Annotated in this window: 14 protein-coding genes; 9 read left to right on the plus strand and 5 right to left on the minus strand. The window is 57.9% G+C overall.

Features of this window, described 5'->3' with window-relative positions; translation table 11 throughout:
* Positions 1-54: 54 nt before the first annotated feature.
* Positions 55-711: an alpha/beta hydrolase gene (locus NTD86_RS15850; protein ID WP_262203589.1), complete on the minus strand. Its 657-nt coding sequence runs from the start codon at positions 709-711 to the stop codon at positions 55-57.
* A 421-nt stretch (positions 712-1,132) separates the two neighbouring features.
* Here NTD86_RS15850 and NTD86_RS15855 point away from each other — a divergent pair, with 421 nt between their 5' ends.
* The 8 genes from NTD86_RS15855 to NTD86_RS15890 all read left to right on the plus strand — a co-directional run bounded on the left by NTD86_RS15855 (position 1,133) and on the right by NTD86_RS15890 (position 8,284).
* Positions 1,133-2,161 carry an amino acid ABC transporter substrate-binding protein gene (locus tag NTD86_RS15855; RefSeq protein WP_262203591.1) on the plus strand — a complete coding sequence of 343 codons (1,029 nt, stop codon included), beginning with the start codon at positions 1,133-1,135 and terminating at the stop codon, positions 2,159-2,161.
* 66 nt (positions 2,162-2,227) lie between these two features.
* Positions 2,228-3,409 carry an amino acid ABC transporter permease gene (locus NTD86_RS15860; RefSeq protein ID WP_262203593.1) on the plus strand — a complete coding sequence of 394 codons (1,182 nt, stop codon included), beginning with the start codon at positions 2,228-2,230 and terminating at the stop codon, positions 3,407-3,409.
* A gap of 10 nt (positions 3,410-3,419) precedes the next feature.
* The gene (locus tag NTD86_RS15865) at positions 3,420-4,517 is read left to right on the plus strand and encodes an amino acid ABC transporter permease (protein WP_262203594.1); all 1,098 of its coding nucleotides are present in this window, start codon (positions 3,420-3,422) and stop codon (positions 4,515-4,517) included.
* Positions 4,518-4,529: 12 nt separating this feature from the next.
* The gene (locus tag NTD86_RS15870; RefSeq protein WP_262203595.1) at positions 4,530-5,294 is read left to right on the plus strand and encodes an amino acid ABC transporter ATP-binding protein; all 765 of its coding nucleotides are present in this window, start codon (positions 4,530-4,532) and stop codon (positions 5,292-5,294) included.
* Between the two features lie 231 nt (positions 5,295-5,525).
* Positions 5,526-6,185, plus strand: coding sequence for a FadR/GntR family transcriptional regulator (locus tag NTD86_RS15875; RefSeq protein WP_262203596.1), 660 nt, complete (start codon positions 5,526-5,528; stop codon positions 6,183-6,185).
* Positions 6,175-7,491: a CynX/NimT family MFS transporter gene (locus tag NTD86_RS15880; protein WP_262203597.1), complete on the plus strand. Its 1,317-nt coding sequence runs from the start codon at positions 6,175-6,177 to the stop codon at positions 7,489-7,491. Before NTD86_RS15875 ends, NTD86_RS15880 begins: the two co-directional genes overlap by 11 nt.
* Positions 7,492-7,547: 56 nt before the next feature.
* Positions 7,548-8,018: a nuclear transport factor 2 family protein gene (locus NTD86_RS15885; protein ID WP_262203599.1), complete on the plus strand. Its 471-nt coding sequence runs from the start codon at positions 7,548-7,550 to the stop codon at positions 8,016-8,018.
* 2 nt (positions 8,019-8,020) lie between these two features.
* Positions 8,021-8,284: a GIY-YIG nuclease family protein gene (locus tag NTD86_RS15890; RefSeq protein ID WP_410016987.1), complete on the plus strand. Its 264-nt coding sequence runs from the start codon at positions 8,021-8,023 to the stop codon at positions 8,282-8,284.
* 71 nt (positions 8,285-8,355) lie between these two features.
* Here the strand turns inward: NTD86_RS15890 and NTD86_RS15895 are convergent, their stop codons facing one another.
* Together NTD86_RS15895 and yejK are read right to left on the minus strand one after the other, a co-directional pair.
* Complete coding sequence (locus NTD86_RS15895; RefSeq protein ID WP_262203602.1) at positions 8,356-8,706, minus strand: glutaredoxin family protein; 351 nt, start codon at positions 8,704-8,706, stop codon at positions 8,356-8,358.
* Entirely contained in the window at positions 8,706-9,710 is a 1,005-nt protein-coding gene (gene yejK, locus NTD86_RS15900) for a nucleoid-associated protein YejK (RefSeq protein ID WP_262203603.1), read from the minus strand. The genes NTD86_RS15895 and yejK overlap by 1 nt, the downstream gene beginning before the upstream one ends.
* 397 nt (positions 9,711-10,107) lie before the next feature.
* Here yejK and NTD86_RS15905 point away from each other — a divergent pair, with 397 nt between their 5' ends.
* Positions 10,108-10,389, plus strand: coding sequence for an HU family DNA-binding protein (locus NTD86_RS15905; RefSeq protein ID WP_019412143.1), 282 nt, complete (start codon positions 10,108-10,110; stop codon positions 10,387-10,389).
* A gap of 261 nt (positions 10,390-10,650) precedes the next feature.
* Here the strand turns inward: NTD86_RS15905 and rlmF are convergent, their stop codons facing one another.
* Both rlmF and NTD86_RS15915 read right to left on the minus strand, forming a co-directional pair.
* Positions 10,651-11,667: a 23S rRNA (adenine(1618)-N(6))-methyltransferase RlmF gene (rlmF, locus tag NTD86_RS15910; protein WP_262203604.1), complete on the minus strand. Its 1,017-nt coding sequence runs from the start codon at positions 11,665-11,667 to the stop codon at positions 10,651-10,653.
* Between the two features lie 99 nt (positions 11,668-11,766).
* Complete coding sequence (locus NTD86_RS15915; protein WP_262203605.1) at positions 11,767-14,613, minus strand: valine--tRNA ligase; 2,847 nt, start codon at positions 14,611-14,613, stop codon at positions 11,767-11,769.
* Positions 14,614-14,823: the final 210 nt, after the last annotated feature.

Below are 14,823 nucleotides of genomic sequence, written 5' to 3' on the forward strand. Positions count from 1 at the left end.
GCAGTGTAATGCAAGTCGCGTGCTCGGCGTAGTAAACGGCGGGATGTTTCGTTTTTAACCCAGATGTTTGGTCAGCCAGGCACCGATGTCGCGAATTTCCTCGGGCAATACTTCATGCCCCATTGGGTATTCCTGCCATGTGACGCTTACCCCCAAACGTTTCAAATGTTCATACGCCGTACGGCCCATGGCGTTTTGGACGACCTCGTCGTATTGGCCATGCAGGCACAAGGCCGGCGTGCGTTGCTGGCTGGCGGACAGTTCCAGTTCATTGCTGAACGTTGGGGCGTAGGTGGAGAGGGCAAGTACGCCACCCAACGCTCCCTGCCATTTTAAATAGGCGGTGTGGAACACCACGGCGCCGCCCTGGGAAAAGCCGGCAAGGAAGATTCGGCTGGCGTCTATTCCGGCCCTTTTCTGCTCTTCGATCAGCTCAATGACGGTGTCTGCCGAGTCGTTCAACTCTTGCTCACTGATCGAGCGTGCCGGGCTCATGGCCTTGATGTCGTACCAACTGGGCATGGCATATCCGCCATTGACCGTTACCGGACGGGTCGGCGCCTGAGGCAAAACAAACCGCGTGGTTAACAGGGTCTCTTGCAGCGCTTCAGCCACCGGCAGGAAGTCATAGCGGTCGGCGCCTAAGCCGTGAAGCCAGATAACGCAAGCGTCTGCGGTCTTTTGCGGCTGAATGATCAGGGGTTGGGTCATGGCTGCTCCATCGTTGGGCGTTCGCGTGCCAAAGATGCTCGAGAACGGTGCGTGTTCATTTCAAATTTGCAGAAGATGCCGCCTGCTTGAACGTTTTACCTTGAAAGCGGGGCTGAATCGCTTAAGTGCGCCGCTATGGTACGGGCCTTGCTATGAACTCAGTGACGTTAGCTGACTCATCTTCGCGGACAACACTAACAGGCTACAGGCGAAGGTGGGGCAGCAAAAAACCTGACAGGTGAAGTTAGACAGGGAGTTCCAAAAGCTCAAGCGAGCGCTTCAGTTTGAAGGCGAGTGCGATATATCCATCGCTCAAGGCTTATGCCGCTTGACCCAATAAAAAGCCAACACGGGTCAACACTGCCTCACAAGGGGGCGGCGGGTCTTGTTCAAACACAACAAAGCAAAATTGGAGGTTTGAATGAAGCAGTTGAAATCCACCCTGGCTCTGGCCACTGCCGCTGTTGTCTTGAGTGTCACGGGTTTCGCTCATGCCGGCGCAACACTGGATGGCGTTAAGAAGAAAGGTTTCGTGCAGTGTGGTGTCAGCGATGGTTTGCCGGGTTTTTCGGTGCCTGATAAAGACGGCAAGATTTTGGGGATCGATGCCGATGTATGCCGCGCTGTGGCGGCTGCCGTATTTGGCGATGCCACTAAGGTCAAGTTCAGCCAGTTGAATGCCAAGGAGCGTTTTACCGCGCTGCAATCGGGCGAAGTGGATATCCTGTCGCGCAACACCACCTGGACCAGTTCCCGTGATGCGGGCATGGGGATGCTGTTTACCGGCGTCACGTATTACGACGGCGTTGGCTTTTTGGTCAACAACAAGCTGGGCGTAAAAAGTGCCAAGGAACTGGATGGCGCGACCATTTGTATTCAGGCCGGTACCACCACAGAGCTCAACGTTTCGGATTACTTCCGTGCGAACAATCTGAAATACACCCCGATTACTTTCGATACTTCAGACGAAAGCGCCAAGTCACTTGAGAGCGGCCGTTGCGACGTACTGACTTCCGATAAATCCCAGCTGTATGCACAGCGCAGCAAACTGGCGAACCCTGGCGATTACGTCGTGCTGCCAGAAACCATTTCCAAGGAGCCACTGGGCCCTGTCGTGCGTAAAGGGGACGAAGACTGGTTCAGCATCGTGCGCTGGACCCTGTTTGCCATGCTCAACGCTGAAGAGGCAGGCATCACCTCGAAAAACGTCGTCGCTGAAGCCAAGTCGACCAAAAACCCGGATGTTGCCCGCTTGCTGGGTGCTGACGGCGAGTACGGCAAAGACCTGAAATTGCCGAAGGACTGGGTTGTACAGATCGTCAGCCAGGTTGGTAACTACGGCGAAGTGTTTGAGAAAAACCTCGGTAAAGGCACCCCGCTGGCCATTGACCGCGGGCTGAACGCTTTGTGGAACAACGGCGGCATTCAATACGCACCGCCTGTGCGCTGATAGCCCTGTCACCCGGTGGGCCAACCACCGGGTGCTGTTTTGATTCATTTTTTGCTGGGGCCTTTCATGCAGACAAAAGTCGGCGCACCCAAGCCCAGGTTCAGCCTTGGCGATCCACGTGTGCGTGCGTGGGTATTTCAAATCATCACCGTCGCGGTGGTGGTCTTCGTGGGTTGGTACCTGTTCCACAACACCCAGACCAACTTGCAACACCGGGGTATTACTTCGGGCTTCGACTTTCTGGAACGCAGTGCCGGGTTCGGCATTGCACAGCATTTAATTCATTACACCGAGTCTGACAGCTACGCGCGGGTGTTTTTGATCGGCCTGCTGAACACGCTGCTGGTGTCTGTGATTGGCGTGGTTCTGGCGACCATTCTGGGCTTTATAGTTGGCGTTGCCCGTTTGTCTCCCAACTGGATGATCAACAAACTGGCCACGGTTTACGTTGAAGTATTTCGCAACATTCCGCCGCTGCTGCAAATTCTGTTCTGGTACTTCGCGGTTTTTTTGACCATGCCGGGGCCACGCAACAGTCACAACTTTGCCGACACTTTTTACATGAGCAGTCGCGGCCTGAACATGCCGGCCGCCATTGCCACGCCAGCGTTCTGGCCTTTTGTGATCAGCGTGCTGCTGGCGATCGTGGCCGTGGTTGTGATGGTGCGTTGGGCCAACAAGCGTTTTGAAGCGACCGGCGTCCTGTTTCACTCGTTCTGGGCAGGGTTGGGCTTATTGCTGGTGATTCCGGGGCTGTGCGTGCTGATCTCCGGCTCGCCGGTGCATTGGGAAATGCCAGAGCTCAAGGGCTTCAACTTTGTCGGTGGCTGGGTACTGATCCCGGAACTGCTGGCGCTGACTATCGCCTTGACGGTGTATACCGCCGCCTTTATTGCTGAAATCGTACGTTCGGGCATCAAGTCGGTCAGCCATGGTCAGACCGAGGCGGCTGCCTCGCTAGGGCTGCGCCCCGGGCCAACACTGCGCAAGGTGATCATCCCGCAGGCGTTGCGCGTGATCATTCCGCCGCTGACCAGCCAATACCTCAACCTGGTGAAAAACTCATCGCTGGCCGCCGGTATCGGTTATCCGGAAATGGTTTCCCTGTTTGCCGGCACGGTGCTGAACCAGACCGGGCAAGCGATTGAAGTCATTGCCATCACCATGAGCGTTTATCTGGCGATCAGCATCAGCATTTCGCTACTGATGAACTGGTACAACACGCGCATTGCGCTAATTGAGCGGTGAGGGCGCAACGATGACAACTCATGTTTTCAAACCTGACATGCCGCCTCCGGGCAATCGTATGGGGGTGATTGCCTGGGCACGGGCGAATCTGTTCTCCAATTGGCTTAACACTCTGCTTACGCTGTTTGCGATCTACCTGGTCTGGTTGATCGTGCCGCCTCTGTTGAGCTGGACCCTTTTGGACGCCAACTGGGTGGGTACAACGCGGGCGGATTGCACTAAAAGCGGTGCCTGCTGGGTGTTTATCGAGCAGCGTTTCAGTCAGTTCATGTATGGCTACTATCCGCTTGCACTGCGCTGGCGCGTCGATTTGACGGTATTGCTGGCCATTTTCGGTGCTGCACCGTTGTTTATCTCGCGCTTTACGCACAAGGCGGTTTACGGCCTGAGCTTTTTGGTGATCTACCCGATTCTCGCCTACAGCCTGTTGCACGGCGGGCATTGGGGCCTGACCAGCGTCGCAACCAGTCAATGGGGCGGCCTGATGCTGACGTTAGTCATCGCCACCGTCGGCATCGCCGGTGCTCTGCCATTGGGCATCCTGCTGGCGCTGGGGCGGCGATCGGACATGCCGGCGATTCGCGTGGTGTGCGTAACGTTCATCGAGTTCTGGCGCGGCGTGCCGCTTATTACTGTGCTGTTCATGTCATCGGTGATGCTGCCGTTGTTTCTGCCCGAAGGCATGAACTTCGACAAGCTGCTGCGGGCTTTGATCGGGGTGATTCTGTTCCAGTCGGCGTACGTGGCCGAAGTGGTGCGCGGCGGTTTGCAGGCCATCCCCAAAGGCCAGTACGAAGCCTCTGCGGCCATGGGGCTGGGTTACTGGCGCAGCATGGGCCTGGTGATCCTGCCGCAAGCCTTGAAGCTGGTGATTCCCGGCATCGTGAACACCTTTATTGCCCTGTTCAAGGACACTAGCCTGGTGATCATCATCGGCCTGTTCGATCTGCTCAACAGCGTCAAGCAAGCCGCCGCAGACCCGAAATGGCTGGGCATGGCGACCGAGGGCTATGTGTTTGCAGCGTTGGTGTTCTGGATTTTCTGTTTCGGTATGTCCCGCTACTCCGTGCATCTGGAGCGCAAGCTGGACACTGGCCACAAGCGTTAGTAGGAGTTGGACATGAGTGAAGTAAGCAAAAAGCCTGCTAGCCCTGAAGGCATTATTCAGATGCAAGGCGTGAATAAGTGGTACGGCCAGTTTCATGTGCTCAAAGACATCAATCTGAATGTGCAGCCGGGTGAGCGGATCGTGTTGTGCGGGCCTTCGGGCTCGGGCAAGTCGACCACCATCCGCTGCCTCAATCGCCTGGAAGAGCACCAGCAAGGGCGCATTGTGGTGGACGGTGTCGAGTTGACCAACGACATCAAGCAGATAGAAAGCGTGCGACGTGAAGTCGGCATGGTGTTCCAGCATTTCAATTTGTTCCCGCACCTGACCATTCTGCAGAACTGCACTCTGGCGCCGATGTGGGTACGCAAAATGCCCAAGCGTCAGGCCGAAGAAATCGCCATGCATTATCTGCAGCGTGTGCGCATTCCCGAGCAGGCCCACAAGTTTCCGGGGCAGTTGTCAGGTGGTCAGCAGCAGCGAGTGGCCATTGCTCGAGCGCTGTGCATGAAGCCCAAGATCATGCTGTTCGACGAGCCGACCTCGGCACTGGACCCGGAAATGGTCAAGGAAGTGCTCGATACCATGATCGGCCTGGCTGAAGACGGCATGACCATGCTCTGCGTGACCCATGAAATGGGGTTCGCCCGCACCGTGGCCAACCGGGTGATCTTTATGGACAAAGGAGAGATCGTCGAACAGGCCGCGCCCAATGACTTTTTCGACAACCCGCAAAACGATCGGACCAAGCTGTTCCTGAATCAGATTCTGCATTGATGTAACCGTCTGAGACGGACTCTTTATGTCTGTGGAGCTGCCGCCGGCGGCGATTTTTTGACCTTTAACATCAAAAAATCGCAGCCTGCGGCAGCGACCACAAGCCCCGCGTCACTTCTCCCGCCCAAGATTTAAGTCCGCTATTTCTATTTGTCCTTGATTGCCCTCTGGCAGAGCGCTGACTACCATGTAGGAAAATTCATCCTATGATTGGACGAAAAGACGAATTCAATGACAGACGCTTCGCCACTGATAAAACGCTCCCTCGTCGATCAGGCCCTTGAACAACTGCGCGCGCGGATTAACAACGGCGCGTGGGAAGTCGGCCAGCGCTTGCCGACCGAACCGGAGTTGGCAGCAGAACTGGGCATCAGCCGCAACACTGTGCGTGAAGCCATGCGCGTGCTGGCCTTTGCCGGGCTGATCGAGATCCGCCAGGGCGACGGTAGCTACTTGCGTGGCCGGGTCGACCCCATGGACACCTTGCGCACGTTGTCGGCCTGTTCAATGGACCAAGTGCGCGAGATGCGCCACATCCTTGAAGTCGAGGCCGTTGGCCTCGCTGCTCTGCGTCGTACTGACGAGGATTTGCGGCGGATGCAACAGGCGCTCGACGTCAGTGGTCAGCACTACCACGGCGAACTCGACACTTACATTTGCTGTGACCTGCAGTTTCACCAGCATTTGATTGATGCCGCGCACAACCCGGCCTTGAGTGAGTTGTATCGCTATACCTCGAGCATTGTTTCCAGCCAACTGCGCAAGACGTTGGATATCTACCCGCGCCGCCAATCGGTGTTCGACCTGCACATCGAACTACTGGAGGCCGTCAAACAACAAGACCCACAACGGGCTATGGCGCTTTGCCGGACGTTGATCAATGAACCTTGAACCGGAGAAGGCCATGAACCACCCCTCATCAGCCAGCACTGAACCTGTTCGTCATTTGGATGAACTCGACCAATTGCTGATCGACGCCGAAGCGGATGACGAGCACGAGCCGCAAACCCCGCCGTTAGTACGTCCATGGCTATTGCTGTTGGGGCTGGTACTGGTGGCGCTTAACTTGCGCCCGGCACTGTCGAGCGTGGCGCCGCTGCTGGGCGTGGTGTCGGACAGTCTGGGGTTGTCGGCGGCGCAAGCCGGTCTGTTGACCACGCTGCCGGTGCTCTGTCTGGGGCTGTTTGCACCGTTGGCGCCGATTCTGGCACGGCACTTTGGCACTGAGCGGGTCGTGCTCGGGATTTTGCTGACGTTGGGGGGCGGGATTGTTTTACGCAGTTGCCTGGGGGAAGTGGGACTGTTTGCCGGGAGCATTCTGGCAGGCGCCAGTATCGGGGTCATCGGCGTCTTGCTGCCTGGGATCATCAAGCGCGATTTCGCCGGGCATGCCGGCACCATGACCGGTGTCTACACCATGGCGCTGTGTCTGGGCGCGGCCTTGGCAGCGGGAGCGACGGTGCCGTTGAGCCAGTACTTGGGCGAGAGCTGGGCGCTGGGCCTGGGTTTTTGGGCACTGCCTGCGTTACTTGCCGCCATTTTCTGGTTGCCGCAGGCGGGTAAACGCCAAGGAGCGCACAATGTTTCCTACCGCGTGCAAGGCCTTTTACGTGATCGTCTGGCTTGGCAAGTGACGTTCTACATGGGTCTGCAATCTTCGTTGTCCTACATTGTGTTCGGCTGGTTGCCGTCGATTCTGATCGGCCGTGGATTAACGCCGACCCAGGCCGGGCTGGTGATGTCTGGCTCGGTGATTGTGCAGTTGGCCACGGCGCTGACGGCGCCATGGCTGGCCACGCGTGGCAAGGATCAGCGTCTGGCGATCGTGGTCGTTATGGGCATGACCCTGGCCGGTCTGTTTGGTTGTCTGTATGCGCCGATGGAAAGCCTGTGGGGCTGGGCCATTGCGCTGGGCCTGGGGCAGGGCGGGGCATTCAGCCTGGCGCTGACTCTGATTGTGCTGCGCTCTCGCGATTCCCATGTGGCCGCTAATCTCTCGGGCATGGCCCAGGGCGTGGGTTACACCCTAGCTTCACTGGGCCCGCTGGCGGTGGGTGTGGTGCATGAAGTCACCGGGGGGTGGGATGCCCTGGGCTGGATTTTTGCCGTGATTGGTCTGTGTGCAATCGTTGCCGGACTGGGCGCCGGACGTGCGCTGTACGTCAACGTGCAGAGCGAGAAAATCCAAAGCCCGTAGTGTTTCGGCTCATTGCAGATTATCGTGCACAGATTCTTACCCGCACGGACCCTGCCATGAGCCAAGACCATCAAGCGTTAATCACACGTTTCTACCAAGCGTTTGCGCAGCGTGATGCGCAAGCGATGGGCGAGTGCTACACCGACGACGTACTGTTCAGCGACCCGGCGTTTGGTGAGCTGCGCGGTCACAACGCCACCGATATGTGGCGCATGCTGACGTCGCGGGCCAAGGATTTCAGCTTGACCTTCGACCAGGTTCAGGCGGATGAGCAGCGCGGCAGCGCACATTGGGTGGCAACGTATCTGTTCACCCAGACCGGCAATACGGTCGTCAACGATATTCAGGCCCGTTTTGTCTTTCGCGACGGCAAAATCTGCGAGCACCACGACCACTTTGATCTGTGGCGCTGGTCGCGTCAGGCGCTGGGGGCCAAAGGCGTTTTGCTGGGCTGGACACCGCTGGTGAAAAACGCCATTCGCGCTCAAGCGCAAAAAGGCCTTAAAGCGTATCAAGCCGGACGTTGAGTGTGAGTTCCAAGCCTTGGTTTGTGTATTTGGTGCGTGCGGCCAATGGTTCGTTGTACTGCGGGATCAGCGATGATCCTGAGCGGCGTTTCATCCAGCATCAGACCGGCAAGGGCGCACGCTTTTTTGCCTCAAGCCCTGCGGTGGCCCTGGTGTATGTCGAATCGTGGCCAGACAAAGGCGAAGCCTTGCGTCAGGAACGACTGATTAAAAAACTCAAGAAAAGCGCCAAAGAGTGCCTGGTGCAAAGCCAGTTGGCACAGTAGGAGCGAGCTTGCCTCGCGATCTTTTAAAGGATCAAAAGATCGCGAGGCAAGCTCACGCCTACAGATTTTGGTTATTTCAACGCCGCGAGGATTGCACCCGGGTTGAAGTCCCTGAGCAGGGTGCCATTGACGTCCAGAATCGGAATTCCGCGCCCGCCTAGCGCCTCATAGGCTTGGCGGGCGGCGGCATCCTTGTCGATATCGAATTCTGTGTAGGGAATGCCTTTCTGGTCCAGAAAGCGCCGCGTGGCTTTGCAGTACCCACACCACTGGGTGGCGTACAGCACCACCCGAGCGTTGGCCCGGGTCTGCTCGGGCACAACGCCGGAAGGGTTGAGCACTCGCTCGATCTTGCCCCAGTTCTGAAAGATCACCACGACCACCAGCACAAACAGGACTTTCTTCAGGACGCCATTGACCATCACTTGTTGCGCTTGAGCTGGTCGAGCAGTTGGGTCGGCAGGCCCTTGATGACGAGCGTCCCGGCTTCTTCATCGAATTCGACCTTGGAGCCCAGCAGGTGGGCTTCAAAGCTGATAGACAAGCCCTCGGCGCGCCCAGTGAAGCGGCGGAACTGGTTAAGGGTGCGTTTATCGGCCGGGATTTCCGGCGACAGGCCGTAATCCTTGTTGCGGATATGGTCGTAGAACGCTTTGGGGCGGTCTTCGTCGATCAGCTCGGAGAGTTCTTCGAGGCCCATCGGTTCACCGATCTTGGCCTGGCTGCTGGCGTAATCGACCAGGGTCTTGGTCTTTTCGCGGGCAGACTCTTCAGGCAGGTCTTCGCTTTCAACAAAGTCACTGAACGCCTTGAGCAGCGTGCGCGTTTCGCCGGGACCGTCGACGCCTTCCTGGCAGCCGATAAAGTCTTTGAAATACTCAGAAACCTTTTTGCCGTTTTTGCCTTTGATGAAGGAAATGTACTGCTTGGACTGCTTGTTGTTCTGCCATTCGGACAGGTTGATCCGCGCCGCGAGGTGCAACTGGCCCAGATCCAGATGCCGCGAAGGCATGACGTCCAGCTCGGCGTTCACCGCTACGCCTTCGCTGTGGTGCAGCAGGGCGATGGCCAGGTAGTCAGTCATGCCTTGCTGGTAGTGCGCGAACAAGACGTGGCCGCCGGTCGACAGGTTGGACTCTTCCATCAGCTTTTGCAGATGCTCAACGGCCACACGGCTGAAAGCGGTGAAATTCTGGCCGCCGTCCATGTATTCCTTGAGCCAGCCGCTGAACGGGTGCGCCCCGGACTCGGCATGGAAAAAGCCCCAGGCTTTGCCTTGCTTGGCGTTATAGCTTTCGTTGAGGTCTGCAAGCATGTTCTCGATGGCCTGGGACTCGGCCAGTTCAGAGTCACGGGCGTGGAGAACTGCGGGCGTACCGTCGGGTTTTTTCTCAATCAAATGAACGATGCAATGACGGATCGGCATGGGCTTCTCGGCGAAAAATTGGCGGGGAGGGCACGCGCCCGGAAAAGCGCCAAGTGTACCGCACCTGAGCCGTTGGGCAGCCTTCGTACTGCCTTTAGGGAGGGGATGGACGGTGTAGAGCGGTTTTTTTACGCTTTTAAGGCGATAAAGCTGACCAAATGGCGAGGTAGAGGCGGATATTTAACCGTCTCTGTGCTAGTTTTGCCCGGTCTTGCGCTGGGTAACGGCGTAAAGCATGCATTCAGCCTGTGTCAGGTCGAACCAAACTCCGTTTTAGCACTCTACATCCGCGATTCGTCGTGAAAGCAAACGGGTGTGCCAGACCCTCGATTTCTGGCTCGATAGCTGACCTTGCACGTTGCAAACCAAATGAATTTGATAGGGAAGGAACATCTCAATGGCTATTACTAAAGACCAACTGATCGCTGATCTGGCTGAAGCTGTAGACGCACCGAAAACTACCGTGCGTGCTCTGCTGGACCAACTGGGTCAAATCGTTGCTGATCAGCTGGAAAATGGCGGCGAAATCACTCTGCCAGGTATTGGCAAACTGAAAGTGACCGAGCGTCCTGCCCGTACTGGCCGTAACCCTTCGACTGGCGCTGCCATCGAAATCGCTGCCAAGAAAGTTATCAAGCTCGTTGTGGCTAAAGGCCTGACTGACGCTGTTAACAAGTAAGAACGCATTAAAAAAAAACCGCGCTTGGGAGCGATCCCAGGCGCGGTTTTTTTATGGGCACAAATCTTTTGTAGGAGCGAGCTCGCCTCGCGATCTTTTAAACGATCAAAAGATCGCGAGGCAAGCTCGCTCCTACAGGACGTGGTGCACACAAATCGTGTAGTCGCTGATGAGGCACGAAGGCTGCAATCGGCAACGCAGCGGCCGTAAAACACTCCCGAGCGGTGTATGAGGTTAACTCGCGCCTGCACGGGGACAGGCTTATTTCCAGTTTGCTTCGCGCCACAGTTGCTGCTGCTCTTTGTCGTGGAAGGTCCAGGCCACGAAGCGGCTTTGCTTGTTGCCCTGAGACATTTCGACGACCTGGCTTTCTCGCGCACCGGCTTTTTTCAGGGCGGTTTGAACGGCAGGCAGGTTTGATGCCTTGGACACCAGCACGCTGAACCACAGCACCTGACGACCCACATGCACGCTCTCGCGGATCAGTTGCGTCACAAAGCGCTGCTCGCCACCTTCGCACCACAATTCGGCTGCCTGGCCGCCAAAGTTCAGCACCGGCAATTTACGCTTGGGATCGGCCTTGCCCAGGGCTCGCCATTTACGCTCGCTGCCGCGCGTGGCTTCGTCCAGCGAGGCGTGGAACGGCGGGTTGCACATGGTCAGGTCGAAACGCTCACCGCTTTCCAGGATGTCCAGCAGGATCTTCTGTGGGTCGGGTTGCAGGCGCAGGTTGATGGCTTTGCTCAGGCCGTTGGACTGCACGATTGCCTTGGCCGTCTTGACGGCGGTCAGGTCGACATCGGTGCCCAGGAACTGCCAGCGGTATTCGCTGTGGCCGATCAGCGGGTACACGCAGTTGGCACCGGTGCCGATGTCCAGCACGCGAACATTGGCACCACGCGGGATTTCACCCTCGTTCAGGCTGGCCAGCAAGTCTGCCAAAAAATGCACGTAATCGGCACGGCCGGGAACCGGTGGGCACAGGTAATCGGCTGGAATGTCCCAGTGTGCAATGCCATAGAAGGTCTTGAGCAAGGCGCGGTTGAACACGCGAACTGCGCTCGGGTTGGCGAAGTCGATGCTCTCTTTGCCATAGGGGTTGATGATCACAAACTGGCCCAGTTCAGGGCTGCTTTTGATCAATTGCGGGAAGTCGTAGCGCCCCTGATGCCGGTTGCGCGGGTGCAGGCTGGGCTTGGCGCGTGGCTCGGCCGGTTTGCTCTCACCAGTTGCCTTTGGCTTGTGGCGTGTGGCTTTGGACGTGCGAGGGGTGGTCATGTTCAATGGGTTCCACAAAAGCAATCGCGGGCAAGGTCGCCCCGGCAGGGGGTTAACCCTGCGGGAGCGTCCTTGCCCGCGATCAGGTACGCAGCGCTGTTACAGGCTGGAAATCCGCGCGTGCTGGTCAGCCAACTTGCTCAAGGCTTGTTCAGCCTCGGCCAGTTTGGCGCGTTCCTTGTCGATGACTTCGGCCGGAGCCTTGTCTACGAAAGCTGCATTCGACAGTTTTCCGCCAACGCGGGCCACTTCGCCGTGCAAACGCTGGATTTCCTTGTCCAGGCGCGCCAGCTCGGCATCTTTGTCGATCAGCCCGGCCATGGGTACCAACACTTCCATCTCGCCGACCAGAGCAGTGGCGGACAGCGGCGCTTCGGCACCGTCTTGCAGTACGGTGATCGACTCGAGTTTAGCCAGCTTTTTCAGCAGGGCATCATTCTCGGTCAGACGGCGCTGGTCTTCGCTGCTCACGTTTTTCAGGTACAGCTGCAGCGGTTTGCCCGGGCCAATGTTCATTTCGCCACGGATGTTACGCGTACCCAGCATCAGACCCTTGAGCCATTCGATGTCGCCTTCGGCCGCTTGGTCGATGCGTGCTTCGTTGGCCACCGGCCAAGGTTGCAGCATGATGGTCTTGCCCTCGGCACCGGCCAGCGGCGCGAGGCGCTGCCAGATTTCTTCGGTGATGAATGGCATGAACGGATGCGCCAGGCGCAGTGCCACTTCCAGTACCCGAACCAGCGTGCGACGCGTGCCGCGTTGACGCTCAACCGGCGCGTTCTCGTCCCACAGTACAGGCTTGGACAGTTCCAGGTACCAGTCGCAATACTGGTTCCAGATGAACTCGTACAAGGCTTGGGCGGCCAGGTCGAAACGGAACTGGTCGAGGTGACGAGTCACTTCGGCCTCGGTGCGCTGCAACTGCGAGATGATCCAGCGATCAGCCAGCGACAGTTCGTAGGCTTCGCCGTTCTGGCCGCAGTCCTCGCCCTTGTCCAGCACGTAGCGCGCGGCGTTCCAGATCTTGTTGCAGAAGTTGCGATAACCTTCCACGCGGCCCATGTCGAACTTGATGTCGCGACCGGTGGATGCCAGCGAACAGAACGTGAAGCGCAAGGCGTCGGTGCCGTAGCTGGCGATGCCGTCGGCGAATTCGTCGCGGGTTTGCTTCTCGATCTTCTTCAGCAGTTTTGGCTGCATCAGACCCGTGGTGCGTTTGGCAACCAGGTCTTCGAGTGCGATACCGTCGATGATGTCCAGCGGGTCCAGCACGTTGCCCTTGGACTTGGACATCTTCTGGCCCTGGCCGTCACGTACCAGGCCGTGTACATACACGGTCTTGAACGGAACTTGCGGGGTGCCGTCTTCGTTTTTCACCAAATGCATGGTGAGCATGATCATCCGGGCAACCCAGAAGAAAATGATGTCGAAGCCGGTGACCAGCACGTCAGTCGGGTGGAAGGTTTTCAGGAAATCGGTCTGCTCAGGCCAGCCCAGGGTGGAGAACGTCCACAGGCCCGAACTGAACCAGGTGTCGAGTACGTCGTTGTCCTGTTGCAGCGCAACGTCCGGGCCAAGGTTGTGCTTGGCGCGCACTTCGGCTTCGTCGCGGCCTACGTACACTTTGCCCGACTCGTCGTACCAGGCCGGGATCCGGTGGCCCCACCACAGCTGACGGCTGATGCACCAGTCCTGGATGTCACGCATCCACGAGAAGTACATGTTCTCGTACTGTTTAGGCACGAACGCGATGCGCCCGTCTTCAACGGCGGCGATGGCAGGTTCTGCCAATGGCTTGGTCGACACGTACCACTGGTCGGTCAGCCACGGTTCGATAACGGTGCCCGAACGGTCACCTTTCGGCACTTTCAAGGCGTGATCGTCGACGCTGACCAACAGGCCCGCTTCGTCGAAGTCCGCGACGATTAGCTTACGCGCCTCAAAACGGTCCAGGCCCACGTATTTGGCGGGCAGGGTGCCGTCGATGGAATCGTTCAGCGTACCGTCGAGGTTGAATACTTGAACGGCCGGCAGCACGGCTGCGTTCTTGTCGAAGATGTTCAGCAGCGGCAGGTTGTGGCGCTTGCCGACTTCGTAGTCGTTGAAATCGTGGGCCGGGGTGATTTTCACGCAGCCGGTGCCGAATTCAGGGTCGCAGTAGTCGTCTGCGATGATCGGGATACGGCGGCCAACCAGTGGCAGTTCGACAAACTTGCCGATCAGGGCTTTGTAGCGTTCGTCTTGCGGGTTTACTGCGACAGCCGAGTCACCGAGCATGGTTTCCGGGCGGGTGGTGGCTACGACCAGATAGTCCAGACCTTCAGCGGTCTTGGCGCCGTCAGCCAGCGGGTAGCGCAGGTTCCACAGGAAACCTTTCTCGTCGTGGTTTTCCACTTCAAGGTCGGAGATGGCAGTGTGCAGCTTGGTGTCCCAGTTGACCAGGCGCTTGCCACGGTAGATCAGGCCGTCTTCGTGCAGGCGTACAAAGGCTTCTTTCACCGCTTCGGACAGGCCGTCGTCCATGGTGAAGCGCTCGCGGCTCCAGTCTACGGACGAGCCCAGGCGGCGGATCTGACGGCTGATGTTGCCACCGGATTGATCTTTCCATTCCCAGACTTTCTCGAGGAATTTCTCGCGGCCCAGGTCGTGGCGGTTCAGACCTTGTGCTTCGATCTGACGCTCAACCAGCATCTGGGTGGCGATGCCTGCGTGGTCTGTGCCTGGTTGCCACAAGGTGTTGCGGCCCTGCATGCGGCGGAAACGGATCAGGGCGTCCATGATCGCGTTGTTGAAGCCGTGCCCCATGTGCAGGCTGCCGGTGACGTTCGGCGGCGGGATCATGATGGTGTACGGGTCGCCCGCGCCTTGCGGGGCAAAATAATTCTCTTCTTCCCAGGTTTTGTACCAGGAAGTTTCAATTGCGTGCGGCTGGTAGGTCTTATCCATGCGCGGCGGGACCCTTTAGGCATTAATTCAGGAAAGCCGGCAAGTATAGCGGGGCGGGACGCTGAGGGCGAGGTGTGCGCTGCATGTGGGGGAAAGTCTGTAGGCGCGGGCCTTGCCAGCCAAAAATTTAAAAAAAAAAAAAAACCCCGCCCCCCCCCCCCGCCCCGCAATATTTAAAAAAAAAAAACCCCCCCCCCCCCCCCCCCCCCC

The sequence above is a fragment of the Pseudomonas sp. 7P_10.2_Bac1 genome (assembly GCF_025465935.1).
In the GTDB taxonomy this organism is placed as follows: domain Bacteria; phylum Pseudomonadota; class Gammaproteobacteria; order Pseudomonadales; family Pseudomonadaceae; genus Aquipseudomonas.